22 protein-coding genes are annotated in these 18,425 nt (G+C 59.6%); 7 read left to right on the forward strand and 15 right to left on the reverse strand.

Annotated elements, in window-relative coordinates; genetic code table 11:
• Positions 1-2 precede the first annotated feature (2 nt).
• From C1T17_RS16385 to C1T17_RS16445, 13 genes are all read right to left on the reverse strand, one after another.
• Positions 3-1,025: a contractile injection system protein, VgrG/Pvc8 family gene (locus C1T17_RS16385; protein ID WP_223262651.1), complete on the reverse strand. Its 1,023-nt coding sequence runs from the start codon at positions 1,023-1,025 to the stop codon at positions 3-5.
• Positions 1,022-1,396: a phage tail protein gene (locus C1T17_RS16390; protein ID WP_104954359.1), complete on the reverse strand. Its 375-nt coding sequence runs from the start codon at positions 1,394-1,396 to the stop codon at positions 1,022-1,024. Before C1T17_RS16390 ends, C1T17_RS16385 begins: the two co-directional genes overlap by 4 nt.
• 12 nt (positions 1,397-1,408) lie before the next feature.
• Complete coding sequence (locus tag C1T17_RS16395) at positions 1,409-3,640, reverse strand: phage tail tape measure protein (protein WP_104954360.1); 2,232 nt, start codon at positions 3,638-3,640, stop codon at positions 1,409-1,411.
• Between the two features lie 4 nt (positions 3,641-3,644).
• Entirely contained in the window at positions 3,645-3,854 is a 210-nt protein-coding gene (locus C1T17_RS22020) for a GpE family phage tail protein (RefSeq protein ID WP_317617072.1), read from the reverse strand.
• Positions 3,779-4,117 carry a phage tail assembly protein gene (locus tag C1T17_RS16405; RefSeq protein WP_223262652.1) on the reverse strand — a complete coding sequence of 113 codons (339 nt, stop codon included), beginning with the start codon at positions 4,115-4,117 and terminating at the stop codon, positions 3,779-3,781. The genes C1T17_RS22020 and C1T17_RS16405 overlap by 76 nt, the downstream gene beginning before the upstream one ends.
• Before the next feature lie 88 nt (positions 4,118-4,205).
• Positions 4,206-4,715: a phage major tail tube protein gene (locus C1T17_RS16410; protein WP_104954362.1), complete on the reverse strand. Its 510-nt coding sequence runs from the start codon at positions 4,713-4,715 to the stop codon at positions 4,206-4,208.
• A 35-nt stretch (positions 4,716-4,750) separates the two neighbouring features.
• Positions 4,751-5,896, reverse strand: coding sequence for a phage tail sheath subtilisin-like domain-containing protein (locus C1T17_RS16415; protein WP_104954363.1), 1,146 nt, complete (start codon positions 5,894-5,896; stop codon positions 4,751-4,753).
• 21 nt (positions 5,897-5,917) lie between these two features.
• Positions 5,918-6,259 (reverse strand): GPW/gp25 family protein, encoded by a 342-nt coding sequence (locus C1T17_RS16420; RefSeq protein ID WP_104954364.1) that lies wholly within the window; start codon positions 6,257-6,259, stop codon positions 5,918-5,920.
• Complete coding sequence (locus tag C1T17_RS16425) at positions 6,256-6,786, reverse strand: phage baseplate assembly protein V (protein ID WP_104954365.1); 531 nt, start codon at positions 6,784-6,786, stop codon at positions 6,256-6,258. Before C1T17_RS16425 ends, C1T17_RS16420 begins: the two co-directional genes overlap by 4 nt.
• A gap of 81 nt (positions 6,787-6,867) precedes the next feature.
• Complete coding sequence (locus C1T17_RS16430; protein ID WP_104954366.1) at positions 6,868-7,101, reverse strand: hypothetical protein; 234 nt, start codon at positions 7,099-7,101, stop codon at positions 6,868-6,870.
• Between the two features lie 23 nt (positions 7,102-7,124).
• Positions 7,125-9,017, reverse strand: coding sequence for a hypothetical protein (locus C1T17_RS16435; protein ID WP_104954367.1), 1,893 nt, complete (start codon positions 9,015-9,017; stop codon positions 7,125-7,127).
• A 26-nt stretch (positions 9,018-9,043) separates the two neighbouring features.
• Positions 9,044-9,577 (reverse strand): phage tail protein I, encoded by a 534-nt coding sequence (locus C1T17_RS16440; RefSeq protein WP_104954368.1) that lies wholly within the window; start codon positions 9,575-9,577, stop codon positions 9,044-9,046.
• Positions 9,574-10,512 (reverse strand): baseplate J/gp47 family protein, encoded by a 939-nt coding sequence (locus C1T17_RS16445; RefSeq protein WP_223262949.1) that lies wholly within the window; start codon positions 10,510-10,512, stop codon positions 9,574-9,576. Before C1T17_RS16445 ends, C1T17_RS16440 begins: the two co-directional genes overlap by 4 nt.
• Before the next feature lie 72 nt (positions 10,513-10,584).
• Between C1T17_RS16445 and C1T17_RS16450 the strand changes: the two genes are divergently transcribed.
• Genes C1T17_RS16450 through C1T17_RS16475 form a run of 7 tightly spaced genes read left to right on the forward strand, consistent with a single transcriptional unit; the run spans position 10,585 to position 15,000 of the window.
• A complete protein-coding gene (locus C1T17_RS16450; protein WP_104954369.1) occupies positions 10,585-10,926 on the forward strand; it encodes a hypothetical protein in 342 nt (113 codons plus the stop codon).
• A complete protein-coding gene (locus C1T17_RS21925) occupies positions 10,923-11,057 on the forward strand; it encodes a hypothetical protein (protein WP_262982708.1) in 135 nt (44 codons plus the stop codon). Before C1T17_RS16450 ends, C1T17_RS21925 begins: the two co-directional genes overlap by 4 nt.
• Positions 11,054-11,602 (forward strand): D-Ala-D-Ala carboxypeptidase family metallohydrolase, encoded by a 549-nt coding sequence (locus tag C1T17_RS16455; RefSeq protein ID WP_189338380.1) that lies wholly within the window; start codon positions 11,054-11,056, stop codon positions 11,600-11,602. Before C1T17_RS21925 ends, C1T17_RS16455 begins: the two co-directional genes overlap by 4 nt.
• Positions 11,599-11,997 (forward strand): hypothetical protein, encoded by a 399-nt coding sequence (locus C1T17_RS21390; RefSeq protein WP_189338381.1) that lies wholly within the window; start codon positions 11,599-11,601, stop codon positions 11,995-11,997. Before C1T17_RS16455 ends, C1T17_RS21390 begins: the two co-directional genes overlap by 4 nt.
• On the forward strand, positions 11,981-12,172 hold the full coding sequence (locus C1T17_RS21395; protein ID WP_189338382.1) for a hypothetical protein: 192 nt from the start codon (positions 11,981-11,983) through the stop codon (positions 12,170-12,172). Before C1T17_RS21390 ends, C1T17_RS21395 begins: the two co-directional genes overlap by 17 nt.
• A 3-nt stretch (positions 12,173-12,175) precedes the next feature.
• Positions 12,176-12,490, forward strand: coding sequence for a hypothetical protein (locus C1T17_RS16470; protein ID WP_104954373.1), 315 nt, complete (start codon positions 12,176-12,178; stop codon positions 12,488-12,490).
• An 11-nt stretch (positions 12,491-12,501) separates the two neighbouring features.
• Complete coding sequence (locus C1T17_RS16475; RefSeq protein ID WP_104954374.1) at positions 12,502-15,000, forward strand: hypothetical protein; 2,499 nt, start codon at positions 12,502-12,504, stop codon at positions 14,998-15,000.
• A gap of 115 nt (positions 15,001-15,115) precedes the next feature.
• Here C1T17_RS16475 and C1T17_RS16480 read toward each other — a convergent pair whose 3' ends face one another.
• Complete coding sequence (locus C1T17_RS16480; protein ID WP_189338383.1) at positions 15,116-17,083, reverse strand: ATP-binding protein; 1,968 nt, start codon at positions 17,081-17,083, stop codon at positions 15,116-15,118.
• A gap of 92 nt (positions 17,084-17,175) precedes the next feature.
• Entirely contained in the window at positions 17,176-18,252 is a 1,077-nt protein-coding gene (locus tag C1T17_RS16485; RefSeq protein ID WP_104954376.1) for a hypothetical protein, read from the reverse strand.
• Positions 18,253-18,425 lie beyond the last annotated feature (173 nt).

An 18,425-nucleotide genomic window follows, 5' to 3' on the forward strand; every position in this document is an offset into this window, starting at 1 on the left:
TGTCATGACGACTCGAGACTTATGGCAGAAGTTAGCCCACCCTGCCCGTCCATCCTGTGGCTGCACTCCGCCACAAGCCAGTTATGCTCGGCGATCTCTGCTTTGACACCGGTGAGCTTGACTGGCCGCTCCGGAAAGATGTCGGGTCGACCATAAGCCAGCGTATAGCTCGCCTTCGCCTTGGCTCGGTTCATGCGTCCGTTTTCCGCCTCCGCCGCCTGCTGCGCGTCCGTCTCACTAGCATGGGTCTTGCGGATGCGCTTCGGTTTCCCCTGCCCTGTGTGACCGGATTTCACCGTCTTGCGGGTGCCTGTGGCCTTGTCATGCCATGTCGCTTCCACGCCATCATGCTGATCGCGTTCAACACGGCTGTATTCGATCCGCTCCGTAGGCTTGCGATCAAGCGTTTCGGTTGGCAGTGCGGTGCCGCCACTGGTCGCGCCCTTGCCGATGGGCGCGAAGATCAGCGTCCCCGCCTTTACCGTCGCCACGGCGTCGAACCGCTTTCCCAGCGCGCGCAGCAGCGCGGCATCGCTCTTAGCGCCAGCGCCCAGCGCCGGAATGACCTTCGCGCCAAGCGAGTCGTCGATCTTTGGCGTCAGACCGTTGTCGCCTGCAATGGCGCTGACGATCGTCTTCACCGTCTTCCCCACAAAGCTGCGCTCTTTCCGGACGCGGAAGTTGTCTGTCAGGTCGGCTGAGCGGGCGCGAATCGTGACGATATCGGGCGGTCCAGAGAAACTGGCCTCGTCCACCTTGAATTCGCCCTTGTCGATCAGGCCGACGGGCAGTCCGGTGCCCTGTTTCCATCCAAGCGCCACGCGAAGCTTCGCGCCGGACTTCGGGATTTCCAGCAAGCCATCGGCGTCATGCAGGACGATATCGAGCTGATCGGCTTCGTCGCCGCGCTTCTCCGCGATCGTTAGCGATATCAGGCGCGGACCCATCTTGTCGGTCAGGTTCTGCCCGTCGAGCGTCACGCGCCACGCTGCAATCGGCATTCGCGTCGAGCCAGTATCGCTCATGCCGCGCGTTCCAGATTAAGGGTGAAGTCCGCCCTGCGCGCGACACCGTCCTGAAAGAAGGTGTCGGCATCCAGATCGAGACTGCGAATGTAGAAGTCCCCGAGCACTTCGCCGACGCCGGACGCCATCGTGAAGGCATCGCCGCGGTTGCCCATGGCCTTGATCGTCTCGATAGAGCTGTAGTCGCCGATCACGCCGGGATAGAGCGCGCCGGACAGCGTGCAGGTTTCCGGTCCCGGCCCCACGAACTGCGCCGCCGGTAGCGCGCCGAAGCGATCCGACGACGCATGCCGCCATTGCCAGCTGCGACGGAGCTGCTGATAGGGCAGCGTGCCGATTTCGAAGATGAACAGGCCAAGCGCCATCATCATTGCGAGTGTCCTTTAATCATCGACATAGGCCGAACGGGCCGAGGCGGCTTGCTGACTAGCGACGGCCTGCAGCTCGGCACGGACGGCGGCGGCGATATCCTGCGCATTCTGACCAGGTGCGGCATTGATATGGATCGTGATGGGACCGAAGCCCCCTCCGCCGCGACCTTTGCCACCGCGCGGCGTCCCGCCAGCGCCTGCTGCTGCCCGGCTGATCGGGGCCAGCTGCGGCATGTGAGACCCTGACCCGCCGCCGGAAGCCATTGCAGCGGGGCTGACCGCCATGGAAACGCCCGCGACGCCAGTGGCGATACGCTGCACCGCCTGCATGGCCGTCCCCTGCCCGCGCTGGAGGCCGATTGCTAGGCCATCGGTGATGTGTCCGCCCATCCCCATGAAGACGCGCGACGGCGACTTGATGCCCAGCACGTTCTTGAACCAACCGGCGACCTTGCCCGCGATCCCGGTCACCATCGAACGGATCGCCGCGACACGCGAGCTGATGCCGTTCACCAGCCCGTCCATGATCGCGCGCCCGAAGCTCATGAACCGCCCGGCAAGGCCGCTGAGATAGGCCACGCCCGAGTTAAACGCCGCCTTGATCGTTCCCCAATGCTTGTAGACCATGTAGCCAGCGAGGGCCAAAGCAGCGACGATCGCGGCTATGATAGCCACAACGGGATTGGCCAGCATCATCAGGCCTGCCTGCATAATGCCCCTTGCGAGCAGCATCGCACCGGCGCGCATGATGCCGAACGCGGACAACAGGCGCGGCGCGAAACCAATGATGCTGCCGAGTGGTCCTAGCAGCCCTCCTACGATGATCTGGCCAACGCCCAGCGCAATCTTGAAGGCGGCCAGACCGGCAACCAACTGGAAGATTGTTTCTGCGGCGCGAGGGTTCGCCTGCATCCAGGCGCCGACCCTGTCCGTCACGGTGATGAGCATTTGCGTCAGCTTCACCAGTCCGGGGAGCAACACCGGCCCTGCTGTAATGGCGAGCCGCTGAAGGTTGCCGACCAGCGAGCGCGTCTGCACGGCGGCGTCCTCACTCCGGCGCGCAAAAGCAGCATCGACGGCTCCCTTGCTCGCCAATGCTTCCGAACGGATGCGGCGATATTCCTCCATGTTCTGGATCAGGGGGCGCAATGCCGATTGAGCCTGCATGTCGCCGAACAGGAACGACAGCTTAGACAGGTCGCCACCCACCGCCTTGTTACTCAGCTCGGCAATGGCTTCGAGCGGCGTCTTGCCCTGCGCATAAGCCTTCTTCATCGACGCTGGCAGATCAATGCCGAATTCCTTGAACTTCTTGATGGTGTCCTCGGTATTGATCTTGGCCATCAAGTTTTCGAGGTTGTTAGCCGCGCTGCTGGAATCGCCAGTCGCCTTTCGCGCGATCTGTGCCGCCGCAGCAAGGTCCGCGACTGCGCCGACGCCATGTTGCCCGAACGCCTGCGCCTGCGCGGTGAGCGACGGGAAATACTGCGCCATGTCCTTGATTTCGAAGGCACCGGCATTGCCTGCAGACGCCATGACCTCCAGCGCCTTGGCGTTATCCGATATAGGCACCTTCAGGTTCTGGAAATTGGCGAACGCTGCGGCGGACAGGTCGGCGATTTCCGCGCGATAGGCCGTCGCCACCTTGCCGATCGGCCCGACCATCTGCGCAGCCTGCTGAGGCGTCATGCCGAACCCTGCCAGCACGTCGACACCGGCGCGCATGTCCTCGGGCAACTGCCGTGCAGCGCGCGCGGCCCCAAGTATGTTGGCCTGCATCAACGCGGTTTGTTGGGCCGTCAAATTCGCCTTCAGGGCGATGTCTGTCATGCCCGATTGAAAGTCCATGCCGCCTTTCGCGGCCAGATAGAGCGAACCGGCAAGGCCGACGCCGCCCGCCACATTGCCCTGCCCACTGGACTTCAGGGCATCGCCCTTCGCGCGCACAGCAGAGGCGCGGTTCGACGCTGCGAGCAGCCTGACCTGACGCTCCATTTCGCCGTTCGTTCGGGCGATGCGCCGTTCAAGGTCCGCCTCCCGGTTGAGCAACTCGCTGACATTGCCAGTAGAGGCGCGCATTTCCCGTTGCACGCCGCGCAGCTCGCCTTCCAGATCGCGGGCATTGCGCTTCATCAGGGCGAGCTTCTGGCTTCCGGTCTGCCCAAGGCCAATGATCGAGCGCAAGGATCCCGAAAGCTTATCATTGCCGATGAAGCTGACGATCATGCGCAGGTTCTTGTTCACTCGATCATCCCTTGGTTCGTTCGCCGTACATGCGATTCCATCGATCGACCGCAAGGCCGCGCCACATCAGCAGCTCTTCCAACGTCATCGCTTCGAGCCTTTCGAGCGGCCAACCGTTGATGATGGCGAGGTCGGCAATCAGCCCTTCAATAGTTCCGCCACCATCACCCGTTGTTCCGATGTCAGCAAAAAATCGATAACGGCCCCGCAGCAGGAGCTGAGGTCTTCCGGCTCGAGGGCATCGGCTTCCTGCTGCGTTATGAGCGGTTGCGTGATGCGGGGCAGCAGGTTGAGGACCGCCGTCACGTTCGCGTTCTGCAGCTCAGCGAGGGAAAGTCCGCGCAATTCGCCACTCTTGGGCTTGCGCAGGGTGAGCTTGTCGATCGAGGTTTCGCCGCGCACGATCGGCTCGCAGAGCGTCACTTCGTGCGTCATGCGCTTCTTCGGTTCTGCCGGGGCAGAGGTGATGTCATTCATGCGGATTTCCTTGTGGCCATGCGGATATCTTGGTCTCCGCCCCGGCGCGTCCGCATGATTGCACGCCGGGGCGAAGTTCGGTGAGCCGTTACAGTCCTATGGCGTTGCGCTGCTCGGCGAGGATATCGACGCCATTGACGATGAAGATCATGTTGAGGTTGTCGATCTCGATCAGCGTCTGACCGTCCTGCTGAAGCCTGTAGTAGCTGGCGATCGTCTTGATGGTCTGCTCGGTATCGTCGCCGGGCTTGCCGGTGCCGGGGTCAATCTCCTGATGGCGACCGCGCACGAGAATTTCGACGGCGCGAACCTGCCCGGTGTTGTCGTCCTGATAAGCTCCCATCCAGCGAAGCTGCACGGCGTCGTGCGTGACCGCGCCAAACTGGCGATACACCTGGTCGATCTGGCCACCGGCCTTCCATTCAAATTCGATCTTCTCGCCGCCCATGTCGATAGCCATCTCGCTATCCATGCCGCCGCCGCGATAGTCCTCGAACTTGCGCGCCACTTTCGGGATCGAGACTTCGGGGACAAGGCCGACATAGCTTTGGCCGTCGTTGAACAGGTTCATGTTCTTCAGTTTGCTGGGCAGGCCCATGGCTTATTCTCCGGTGTATAAGGTGCGGTTGCGAATCAGCCGAGCTGGGCGAGCTGATCGGACAGCGACGCATAGAAGCGGTCGGTAATCCGCTGATTGAGCAGGATCGCTTCCGCAGGCGCGCAGGGCGTATATTCATAGTCGATGACGATCGTCCCAGCGGCCAGCGAGGAAGGCGGATTGGCCGCCGGGTCGTAGGTAGCCTTCGCGCCAATGATGCGCCCCTGGCTTTGCAGCTTGCGGAATTCCGCGTTGATCGTGTCGAGGATGTCCTTCACGAGAACGGCGGTAATCGGCTTGTCGATCGCCCACAGCAGCCCGTTTGCGATGGTGTCCTGAAGCACCTGCGCGGTTCGCGTGGCGCTTTCGAAGGCGAACAACGGCTCGGACGACATGGTCCGGTTGCCCCAGAAGCGAAAGCCGTCCGAACGGATAAGCGTCGTGATGTTGGCATCGTTCAGCAGGCTCGCTTCCGATGCGCCGCCGAGCAGATCGAACTGCACGGGTCGGGCGAGTCCGGTGACGCCATTCACCGGTACGTTGGAGAGCGTCTTGTGCCAACCCGTCTCGCTGTCGATCCGGGCGCGCAGCCCGAGCGCGCGGGCCACGGCGCTGCCGGTCCAGTCAGAAAACTCCGGCCAGATCAGCATGATTTCGCGCTGTCCGAACCCATCGGCATAGGTGATGGCCTCAGCCACCGTGTCGGCCTGCGCCGCGCAGTAAGCAAAGCCGCGCAGCTTTTGCGCCACGGTCACCAGCGCCGCCGCCACGTCTTCATCGTCATAGCCGGGCACGCCTAGGATGCGCGGGCGAACGCCAAGCTGCGATTCCGCCGCGAGCAATGCCTGCATGCCGGTCTTCTGCCCTTCAGCGGTTGTAGTGCCGATGATGGCGGTGCGCGTTGCTGCAGCATCCACGCCGGGCGCGACGCGTACCACGATGATGATCGGGCTGCACTGATCGGCGATGGCATCCAGCGCCTTTGCAAGCGTCCCCTGCGCCCCTGCCTTGCCGATAGCAGCGCTGACATCGGTCACCAGTACCGGGGTATCGAGCGGAAAGGCCGTGGCGTCGGCATCCGTCGCGATCGCAACCAGGCCAATGATGGCCGTCGAAAGCGCAGCGATGGCGCGTGCGCCGGTGTTGATCTCAGTGACCTTGATACCGTGAATGATAGGCATGGGCGTTCCTTTACCTTGACGCTAAAGCGCGATCTGAAGTTGCAGTTGGGGCGAGAGCGGCAAGTCGGTGCGCGTGCCGGTAAGCAGCACCGCCATTGATCCATCCGCTCCGCCGGACGTGAGCTGCACGCGGGAGAGGCGCACGCGCGGTTCCCAGCGTCGGATAGCGCCAGCGCTCGCGGCCGCCATTAGCAGGCGCGTTGCCGCGTTCATCGGCTTGTCGATCAGCTCAGGCAGGCGTGAACCATATTCGCGGCGCATGACGCGGGAACCGACAGGCGTGGTCAGGATGTCACCGATCGACTGCGCTATGTGCGCTTCGTCAGTCAGGCGCTTTCCGGTGCCGCGATGCATGCCGCTCATGCCGGTGCACCAGTCTGCGCGCCGCCAGCCTGCACGCCACCGTGCTTGTGGTTCTTCAGGCTAATGCCGCCGCCGACGACATCAGTCGTTGCGGTTATCTTGCCGGTCACGTCCAAGTCGCCCGTGACGGAGACGCCTTCCGGAGCTGTGATCGAGAGCGAACCCGCTGCCAACACGATCGTCATGGCATGCGTCGCCGGATCATATTCGATGGTAGTGCCGTCGGGCGTGGCGAAACTGAGCCGTCCATCGGTCGCGAGCGGCGGAAAGACATCCGAATAGATGCCGCGCAGGATGACTGCGCCAGCGATATCGCCCTCTGGGCAGATCAGAATAACCTGTTCGCCGACCGTGGGCGGTATCCACGTGCGAAATCCGCCCGCCAGTTCAAGCCAGTGGCAGGGCGGCGAAACGACCTCTCCGGTCTTTACCGTCGCATGGGCGTGCGCAAGATCGACCGCCTCGACAGTGCCGAAGCGGATCAGGTCACCCAGCAGGCCGGGGATATCGTCATCAGCTTGCGCCATGGGACCGAACGTTCCACGTCACGCCCGCCCCTGCCAGCAGCGCCATTTGTGATGGCGCGCATTACAAACCCATGGCCGCGATTATTCGGCCTCGGTAGGCAGTTCCAGCACGGGCGGCGTGCTGATCGCGCCGACCGAGATTTTCACCGCGACGCCGCGCGCCACTTCGGCGACGCGCTCCTTGGTCGCGATCTTGTCATAGTTGCCGTCCTTCATCACCGCGTTGACGGGCCGTTCGTGGCGGATTTCGCCTTCGGTAAAGATGACCTTCACCTGCTTCGTAGCGGCGTCGAATGCGCCAATAGTCGTTTTCATAATCTTGCTCCTACTGCTGGCGATTAGACGCCGATAGTCCTGACCCAGATGGTGACGACGCGGTCATCCGCGTTCCAGAATGTGATGCTGCTGGGCGGCGCGCCGTTGATCGACGTAATGCCAGTGTTCTGCTGGATTTGCGTGTTGCCGCCCTGCGAGGAGAGGCCAAACGTCGGATGAACCCAGCTGCTATGCCCGACAGGCAAATTGTAGGTCGCATACTGATCCTGCCCGATGGTCAGGGTGCCCCATGTTTCCTTTCGACCCGAGGCAAATGCGATGTAGCCGTTGCTCGAAAGGTTTATGGCAACGATGGGATCGAAGGATGATGCGTGGTAGCCGTCGAGCAAATCGGCATCGAGGCCTGAGCCAGAGCCGTCATTATTGCTGTGCCAGACCCGCCCGCTGTTCAAGAACATCTCGGCACCGGGCATCTGATAGCTGCCGCCGTCGAAGTAGAGATATTTGCCGGTGCCGCTACCCAGAAAGATAACGCCGGTGTTAGTCGCTCCGGTGCGATATGTCGTGATGTCGCCATAGAAGACATCGCCGGATCGGCGTGCAGGCTCATAGCCAAGACGCGCCGGGATGTTCGTGAAGAAGCTGCTGTCCTGTCCGTCCAGCAAATCGGCGTCTAGGCCTGATCCCGAGCCATCATTCCCCTCATGCCATAAGCGGAAAGTTTGTGCTCCCATGCTCCAACCGCCCACGCGCCATGCGTTGTCCATGTCGAGGCCAAAGTAAGCGGCGAAAGATCCGGGGCGATGGAACGTCATCATTGCCGCGCCGACGCCGTTGCCCTGGACTTCAACTTCGCCAAGACCACCTGTGCCCGTTGACATGCCGAAGTTACCCGTTCGATTCGCTTTGAGCGTTTTCCGGCCCGATACCGTTTCGTCGCCAGCGAGAATCATGAAGTCGGACGCATGCCTGCCATCGACCATGTCCGCGTCCAACCCGGAACCCGCTCCATCGTTTCCTGCATGCCAAGCGGAGTTGCCGCCCGCCCGGAAACCTGCGCCGTTCCAATATCCATCGCTTCCCAGCGAACCTCGGGCCACTCCCCCGATTACCCATTGATAAGAGTTACCTCCGCGGTCGAAATACTCATAATCGTTAACATCGAAATTGATGATCGGATTGCCGCCTGAGCTGAATATTCCAAAATTGGAAATGCCAGTCAGGTTGAAGGTTGGGGCGCTCACCAGACCCGTGAACGTCTCGCCCGCCTTGTTCGCGGGCGTGAAGCCCAAGCGAGCGGGAATATTGCTATAATAGCTCCCCTGCTGACCATCGAGCAGATCAGCGTCGAGGCCGCTACCCGCGCCATCATTGGCAGGGTGCCAGATGCCGGAATTGTTCGCTCCGAAGCGCGCATCTAACCAGGCAAACACCGCGTCCTTGATCGTTTTAGAAGCGGGCACTCGCTCGGTATCGATCCCCGCCAACAGCTCCGCAGCCGTCGCCAGCTCTACGACGCCGATCTGCTCTGTCGTCGCCGGAGGATTCAGGAAATTCGTGTTGCCGAACGTGAGGCTGCTCGCGGCGACATCGGCGAACCGCACGTCCAGCGCGAGCAGCATCTGCGACTGTGCCGACTTTTCGAGGATGACGGCCGCTTGGCCATAGATGGCGAACAGCGTGCCGTCCGCCAGATACAGCGCGAAGCTGCGCAAGGTAAAGACATCAGCCCCTGCGTCACGGACGATAAGATGGATCGTGTCATCCGCCACGACATCACCGGACAGCGTGCTGATGCGCTTGATTTCGCCCGGTAGCGCAGTGGCACCGGCCCCCGGCACGACCGCCGTGGCCGAAATTCCGCAGCTCGCGATCGTCACGGGCGCAGTGCCGGTGTTCGCTGCATTCACGAGGGCGGCTCTGCCAGCATTGGTGACTACGATCGTGAGGCTCATCAGGCGGCTTTCCTAGGTTCGGGCATTCAGGCGGCGCACGACAGGCGCGCGTAGACGGTGGGTCGCGCCACAGCGATCAGGCCGACCTGGCCCACCGCATCGAGCGCGAGCGTGAAGGTGAAGTGCGAGCGGACCGGCTTGGCGCGGGAGACTTCGGCAATGATCGCGTCGATATAATCCGCAGACACCGCGCCCTCAGCAGCACCGGTTAGCGCGAGCAGCAATGTGAAGGTGTGCGGCGTCCCGCGCGGCGAAGTCTCCCACCATTCTCTCAGCGAAATAGAGCCGCCGAAGCTGGCAACGGCGCGGCGCACCGCGTCCACGGTGCCCTTCTTCCGCTGCAGCAGGATGGCGTTCGCCACCACGGCACGCTGTACCGGCTCGGGCCATGTCGCGTCCCAACTGTCGATGGACAGCCCCCATGCCAGCCAAGGCAGCAAGCCAACGGGGCATGTCTGTGGCGTCCAAAGGGAACGTAGCGGAACAGGCAGTGCAGGTTCCAGTACCGCCGCCTCGATTGCCTTCTCCAGCGCACTCGCATTGGGAGGCAGCAACGTCATTCGGCAGTGCCCACATGCGTGACGCTGCGCGCTGTGCAGTACGCGGCCTGCGTCTCGCCGATGACGATATCTGCCGCAGGAAGATCGAGCGTCACATTCTGCACGCCGTCGACATGGAGAGCGGCAAAGATGCCCGAGCGCGTTATGTCGCGACCTATGCGGCGTTGCCGGGCCATATAGTCCGTCAGGCGCAGATTGGCTTCGGTGATGACGATCGTCGCATCTGGTCCGGGGTAAGTCCGCAATTTGGCGTCAATGGCGTAATTGACGATGGTCGCGGACTGGACGATCACTTCGTCGGTAAGTGGGCGCACGTCCTCTGCGGAAAGAGCTGCTGAGACCGCAGCGAGCAGGCCCGCTGATGCCGCGCCGCTGCCCGTCCTGCCCAGGACGCTCACGACCACCTGCCCCGGCGCGGGACTGGTCGCCGAGGCATCGAGAACCGCCGGATCAGCGCTCAGCGTGTGGAAGATATAGGCGCCTGCAGGTCCGGCAACAGAATACCCTTCCGGCGCAAGCACGATGCGACGGCGCAGATCGTCGTCGCTTTCCATCACCGCAGGCAGGTTGTTCGACACGTCCGCAGGCGCAATCATCAGGCGCTGGACGCCGAAGACCGCGCCGAGCTGGTCAAGGTCGCTGCCCATGGCATAAGCGACCATCACCGCCCGCGCCGCGTCATTTACCCGCTGGCGATCGAGCAGGCGATAGTAAGCCGCGACCTGAAGGATTCTCACCGCCGGATCGGATTCTAGACTGTCGTCGAAATCGGGGATGAAAGTGCGGAGCCGCGCCAGCATTTCGGCATAGATCGCTTCATAGTCGAGCGGTTCGACTACATCCGGCGCTGGCAGGCGCGAAAGATCGATTGCAGAGAAGGTCGCGTTGCCGGTCATCCGCTGAACAAACATTGCCCGCGCCGCGCTTGCATCCATCGCCATTTGTGATGGGGCGCATTACAAATTGGCGCGCTGGAAAGGTGGCCCCCGCGCGGGGATCGTCATCCCATGAGCAAATATGATCTTGCCATCCTTTGGGTGCTTTCCGGCCTTGCCGCGCTGGCAGCGGTCTCCGCCAAGCTCGGCATGGTCCTGTTCGCACTCTCTGACGATCCGCCTGCTGATGTGCAGGCGGCGCTGCACTGGCAACGCCGCCGCCGCTGGCTCACTTACTCAGAGCTGGCCGCGCTGCCGTTCTTTGCCACCACCGGCGTCTCCGCCACCGTCTATGGCGGTCTGGCTCCGGTGGTCAGCGTCATCATCTCCATGCTGCTCGGCGCGCTAGGCTTCGGTTTCTTCCTGCATGCGGTTCAGACGATCACGCGTCGACGCTTGGGGATCGAGCCATGATGGACGTGATCTTCATCGGTGGAGGCATCAGCCTGATCGTCGCGATCGGCGCTCTTTGGATCGCAAGCCGCTCCGCCATCCGCTTCGAACATGCCCGCCATTGCGCACAGATTGAGGACAAACAATCGTGAACCTCTCCGCCTATCTTCAGGGCCGTCACTTGCCTGCAGATGCAACATGGACGCCCACGATCTTCGCCGACGTCGCACGCGCGCTGAGGGATGATCGCGCACTGGCGCTGGCGCTGGCACTGACACCGCATTTCACGCTGCGCGAGCTGCTGCACAGCGACACCGCCAAGGCGCGCGGCATCGCGAACGATCCGAACGCGGCGCAGATCGCAGCGCTGCGGCATTTGTGCGTTCACATTTTAGAGCCGGTTCGGGCGAAGTTCGGCCCGGTGCGCGTCACGTCGGGTTTCCGCATCTTCACGCCCGCGAGCCAGCATGGGCGCGGCGAGGCGGCGGATTTCGAAGTGACCGGCGTTCCCAATATCACGGTCGCCCGCTGGATTCGCGACACTCTGCCGTTCGACCAGCTCATCTTGGAAGCATGGTCGCCCAGCGATCCCAATGCCGGTTGGGTGCATACCAGCGCGACTGTGCGCCAGATGCGCAAGAGCGTGCTTCGCACCCCCACCGGCGGCGCGCCCTATTTCGCGGGCCTGCCCAAGTGATCGGATCGGGCTACCTTGCCGCCGGAGCGTTGGCGCTGGCGGCAATGACCGGTGCTGCGGGCTACTTCCATGGTCTTGACACCGGCCGAAGCCGGGAGCGCCTTGCCAGCCTGCAGGACGTCGCGAAGGCTAATGCCGCTCGCGACAGGCTGCGCGGCGCGATCGAGCAGGAATCCATTCATCATCTTAGCGCCGACCAGGCGCGACGGGACACCGTTCGGGAGATCATCCGTGAAAGCCACCAAGTCACTGCGCGCCCTGTGTATCGCAACGTCTGCATTGATGCTGACGGCGTGCGTCTCCTCGACCGTGCGCAAGCCGCTGCCAATGGACGTGATCCCGGCGCACCTGAAGGTCCCGCCTCCGGAGCTGCCGAAGGTGCAGCGGAGCGCTGACCAAGACGCTGGGCAGGACGGCGGCGAACCGATCAACCGCATGACGGGCGAAGAGGCTTATGGGAGCCTGCTCGATCTCTACGATGTCGCGGGCGGCATCCGGAACACGTTGACATCGCTGCAGGCGGCCGTCGCCGCTGCGGAGCATGACACCACTCCCAAGAAGGGCAAATGATCGATGGCGAAGGCCTATATCACCAAGCACAGCGTGGGCCGTCGCGACGTTCCGGCCACGTCTTCAGGCAATATCATTGCCGCCCTTCCCGGCCATGTCGGCAACAGCATCGATCTGGATTTCTCCCTTGGCGAGCAGCACACCGCTGACCTTGGCGCTGGTCTATACGAGCTGTCGATCGACGGTGACAACGCCCGCATTGCCGTCGGCGCGGGCGCTGTCGCGACGCAGGCCAATGGCAAATTCTGGTTCGACGGTCGCGTAGGCATGATCTTCGTTCGCGAGGGACAGCGCATCTCCGTTCTGGCCGCAATTTAAGGGATCGCCTAATGAGTTTCTTTCCCGCCAATCGCGGCATGTCGATCACTGCCCTGCTCAAGGCGGGGCTTACCCATACGCCGGAATATTACGTCAAAAGCAGCGACAGCGATTTCACTGCCGCCTTCCTGCGCGCACTCGACAAGAAGCCCGGCGTGCCAATCCTGCTAACCGGCGACTATCCGACCAAGCTCACCGGAATTGACAAGATCACCGATCAGGACGTGCACCTGATCGGCACCGGCAACCTCGTGCAATCGCCGGGGTTTGCAGCGCTGACAGTCGAGCGCACCGCTGGAACGCCAATCGCGGTGAATACCGTCGACCTAAGTTCCGTCGTCGTCCTGAGCGACAGCGCCACGGATGTCTACGGCGATCGACTGACCAAGATTCAGCCGCTTAATCCGGCGCACCTTCTCGGCATCAAGGCGGGCAACGTCTTCTCGCTGTTTTCGCAAGATTATTATCCGTGGTCGGAGCAGGCGTGGAGCGTGGGGAGCAAAGTGTTCCTTTCGAACCTGATCGAGGTACGCGGCCTGGGGCTTAATTACTCGGGCGGCAGCGCATTCGCTGACTACGATTTCGTGACTGGCCAAACGTCAGGCGCGACGATGGTAGTGCGTTCCAAATGGGGTGCCGCCAGTGGCGTCATCATCGGTACGGAAATCAGCGGCACGTTTTTAAACGGCGAAAACCTGCTGGTCGGCGGATCGGTGAAGGCCGTAGCAGCCTCCACCGCCTACATCCTGACGAACGCCAAGCTTTACTATAATTTCGTCACCAGCCCAATGATCGCTAAGATGCCCGATGCGGCGTTCACGTGGGACGGCATCGGCGTGAAGGCGTTCGGCAATCCCGATGGCGTTCTTGGCGCTGCAGCACGTGTTCCTGCGGTCGACCTGTTCGGCGTCAAATCGCCCTTCATCCGCGCCACGGTCCATTCCGCCTACAGCCGGGCATTTCAGTCGAACAGCAGCTGGTGCGGCTATTTCGAGGTCGACGTGCTTTCCCTGCCCAACGATGCCGGAACGGAGAAAGCCTATGGCTACGGCGTCGAACTGATTGCCGCCGACACCAATTCCTATGTCAAGGTTTTCGCCCGCAACTGCCGCCATCCGGAGACGACGAACACCTATCCGAACAGTGCTTTCGCGTTCTCGTCCGTGTGGAAGCGCGGCACGGTGCAGGGCGGCACCGTAACAGGCAAGGCGGTCAACACCTGGTCGGCGGCATTCGATACGCATGAAGGCTGTATCGACATGACCTTCACGGATATCGACGTGCACTTCCCCTCGCATGGCAAGCGGGTAACTACTCAATCGGTCGGCTTACAAAACCGTGGCATCAACACGACCATCAAGAACTTCCGCATCAACGGCGCAGTGATCGGAGTTTATGAGGCGAATAAAGGGCTGACCGCAGGTTTCGCTTCGGGAATCCAGCCGGTCACCAACTATCAAGACGGGCTGATTACGGGCTTCGGTCTTTATGGGCTGCTGGACGACAGCATCATTGGGGCCATCGGCCCGAAAGTCGTTCTCGACAATCTGCGATTCCGCAGTGACGGGCTTTTCACCGCATCGCCATGGTCGAGCAACCAAATCTGCGTCTTCATCAGCTCCCCGGCGGAGTATGAATTGCACAACTGCAAGTTCCGTGATGCCCGTGACGCCATGATCCGCGTCGGCGCAGGGGCTAGTAAGGTGCTGATCGACGGCGGCGTGTTCGATCACCGGAACACACCTGCGGGCGTGACTTCGAGCAACATCAGGCTCGACAACGCGGGAACGCAGTTGACGATCGCGGGGAAACCCAAAATCCTGAGTGGGTCGGCTACACCGAACAGTCAGCCTCCGGCGCTGGTTCGCTATGCAGGCAGTGCGGGCGTTCCATCTATCACAATTCATGAAGACCCGATCGTTGTTGGCCGGACTGCGGCGATGCCGCTCATCAGCAATACGTCAACCGCGACCACTGCGACCCTGTCACCAAGCCGTGGCCGGAAGCTGAAGGCGAAGCTGACATTCAATCCGCCTAGCATCGCTGCCGGAGCGAGCCTGACGATTGCCATCGGCTATGCGCAGTTTATCGGATACATCAGCGCTGCCGGTACGATGACCGTGACCAGCGCCAGCGGACGGCCTCTGGAAGTAGGCGTGCCTATTGTCGGACCCGGCGTCCCGGCAGGTATCAGCATTTCGGCGCTGGGTAGCGGCACCGGGGGCGCAGGGACTTACACGGTCAGCCCCGCTCCCGGCGTGAACGTCGGCGCGTCCGGTGCGCAGATCAACATGCAGGCGAACCCGAATATCGCGGGGTTATTGCTGTCGGAGGCTTCGGAATATCGAACCACGGCGCATTTTTCAGGCGACCTTGGCGGGCTGACTATCGCGCAGGCGTGGGTATCCGCCGATGCGACGATCAGCGTGAGGTTCACCAATCCGACAGGCGCGGCGATCGATGCGGCACAAGGCGTGTTGACGGCCGATACGGAAAGAGTGGACTTCTGAAGCCTCCTTTTTATTGCTAGACCTACGCATGGTGCACTAGAAGTTGTCGCATTCCAAGTCGCCCTGTAGATTAAGCTTAGGCCAAATTCAGCGGCGGATCCCCCTTTCCTATGATCTATGCCGCCAACTTTTCGAATGCATCGCATATAGGCTTTGGACAGAACTGAGGCAGATTCTTTATTACATGCCGAACGGCTAAAGCAGGAAGTTTTCCTTTATCACTCCTCACATAACTCTTAAGCGTTGGAAAATGCAGAAGAAGCAAATCCTCGATCTCGTGACATTTCGTCCTGCAAAAGGCCTCGTCAACCTGTAGAGTAAATCCACCATGAAATTCAACCGGAACTCTACCCATGAGGCTTTCGGATGGGTACATGAGCGAATTCTGTACGGCATCAGCAACCGACTGAAGATCGCCTAAATCAGCGGTACTGAGTCCCATGAAGGTGAGATCGATTCCTGGAAGTCGTTCATCCTTATGAAGCAATAATGCTCCAATGAGGAGTGGGTTCAACACAAGGTTCTCGATCCCGTAATGCCCTCCATGATCTAGTACAGCGACACGCTCTCCTCTAAGGTCATTCGATAAATCCCAATCAACTAAGCCCCAAACCGTTTGGCTACCGTTTTCATGAAATTTATTCACTAGCTCAACGACCTTTTGACACCCTCCGTTTGTTTCATGCCCAAGCCTATCTAAGATGCCTGTGCTCAAAAATGTTAGCGAGTGCGGCAAAAGGAGCTGCCCCTTCAATCGATCTAAAATTACTCCATACAATTCCACGTCCGTGTTACTTTCAACGAAAATTTGTCTTTGGCCGGAGTATTCGATAGAAAGCGTCGGAACACCTACTGTTAGCCTATTCAGAGCATCTTGTTTCTTCACAGGCTTTGGTCGAATTTCGCCGTGCACGAGTTCGAAGATTGAGTCTTCTGGTGCCAACGCCACTGTTACAGGTGAATGGGTTGTCAAAAGACAGCATATACCAAGGCGATCAACTACTTCCGCTTGAATACCTGACAACCACCGTTGTAGCATCTCGGGATGCAGGGAGCTATCCATCTCATCCAACAACAATACTTTCGGATAAACAAAATTGTGGCGCACAGGGTCGTAGTTCGCAATAGAAAGTGCAAAGCTACATAGAACTTGTTCGCCTGAAGAAAGTTGTTGAAAACTAAGAGGCGCGCGCGAACCGACGCGTCTCAGCATCCATTGGAGCTGGGACTGTGCATGCTCAGGAGGATCAGGTGGGATTACCTCGTAATTAAGACCGAAAGACTGGATTACTCGGGTAATTTCTATCCAAGGTGGTGGCCCATACCGTTTAGCAAATTGGTCGGGTTCTAATGCCAAATTCGTGCCATTCCTTCGATCGCGTGCGGCTTGGATGTCATTCCGGAACTCAGCGTCCATGTAACTCATCAGCAAGTTGGATATATTCAACTCAAAAACGCGTTCAGTCTCCAGTTCTACAAATCCAGGACTATCCCAGATGTTCGGATCGTAAGGATCCAAACCCCTTGCAATGCATTCCTTAAGCTTTGCGAAGAACGTTATCGAGTGATGATCCCAACTTTGCGGGTCATAGTTATCTGTAAAAAATGTCGTGTCGAACTCGTCAAATACCGCCTTTGCTTTTTCAAATCGCTCACTCTTATCATTAATTGCATAATCCTCGACAAAAGCAGCAAATCCACGTCTCCACACGCTGTTTTCACGATTCTGTAAGTCATTGAGATGAACGCCAACAGCATCTGCAAGCCGATTAGAATAACTATAAAAAAGCGCCTCATGCGTTGACTTTAACTGCCGAGAAACAGAACCCGGATCTGGTAAATTCCCAAACCGTGTTGCTGCGGGCGCCATCGAGTGGCCGACCGGCCTTTCTCGACTTAGAAGAACGATTTGATCCGAACTGACATATCCATCCACATCAGTTGCCACATCTCCGCCAGCTATGGCAGCAAGTAACTGCGATTTTCCAACTCCATTTGGGCCAACCAAGATGCTGAGAGGGGCTAATGTCGTAGGTTCGAACGAAGTCACGATTCCGCAGGGATTACGATTGGTGATTATCATGGTGTTCCCTGCTAGCTTGTACATACTTTATACGTCGCGCTGCTGCTGCCAGAATGGCGCTCAACATGGAGCTACTTAGGATCTCCGATCACTCAGGCGGTTAACGGGTGCCGAAAGGCTTCAAGCTCCACCTCTAGCAGGCTTTTCTGGTGGCGTGGCATTATCGTCATCATTCTAATCGGAATATCCATTCCTAAGTCGAAGGTCGCGTACAGACTAAGCCCCGGCCCTCTTAAAATAGTGCGGTCCATGTTCTCCGACTGCAGTTTCATATTCAACGCCGCGAAACATTGGAGTCTGTAAATGCCAGACTGAGTGTGGAGGCCCAACATGGCCACTCCGAAGTGCCCTTTATCAGGCAGTATTGCTTCCAACGTCGCCGCTGCGCAAGCAATCCAAGCCTTGTCACGTAAACGAAGGTCAGCGCCGATATGAGAGTGATCTTTGGCCGCTTCATGGCTCTTCATTCCATCCATGACACGCATCACCATCTCGAATGTGAATGGCATATCATATTGACGTCGATGCTGGAACGACACCTTACTTTTAACGTCCTGTGCCGCGTTAAACAGGCAAGCGTTGGTATAAGCGTTTAGGCTCTGGCTAGTCTCATGGTCAGAAGTTTTCCTTCCTTCGGCCCGCAACCGACCCAACAAGCGGAGCAAGTCGCGCGGACTGGCTCCTATCTCGGCAAGTTGCCTCACGATGCCGCCGGTGAGTGTAGCGCACGCGGCCAGCTTTCTATGCTGAAGCGCATTCACTTGGTCGGCGTGATACTCACACCAGACATCTTCGCCATCGACGATGGAGAGTCCGACGATATGGTCAACGTCATCGAACATAAAACTATAGCTTTCCGAAAAGGAGCAACCCGTAAGTGGCTGACCAAGCTGCCATCGCCTGAGCCATCCTTTCATTTGACGTAAATTACCGTCACGCTTGTGTTCAAAGGATTTGCCGCCGGCTTTCATATACATCAAGATCGCGCAGCGGTTTGCAACCCATACAACGTCCGCAGGCTCTAGGCTGCCGTTATACCTATCAGGGCAGAACAGCGCAGCGGCTCCAAGCAAGTGCGAAGAAAACGCGTGTACGATTTCCTCTTGTAGGGAGTCGAAATGAGGCTTAAAGTCGCGCTTTCCGCCGCTTCGGCTATCATATTTACTCAAATAATTTTCCTTATTGGTACAGATTCTAGCGACAATTTACATGCGTCGTTGGTGTTTACTTAGAGCCGGTCAGGTTTTCGCTCCACTGGCGCTATTCAGCTTGCGCGAGCACATCCTTCGAGATCCATAGCGCAATAGCAGCCACTTTGGACGTCCTGTGTCCAGTCTCCTTA

This window comes from Sphingobium sp. SCG-1 (genome assembly GCF_002953135.1).
Taxonomy (GTDB): Bacteria; Pseudomonadota; Alphaproteobacteria; order Sphingomonadales; family Sphingomonadaceae; genus Sphingobium.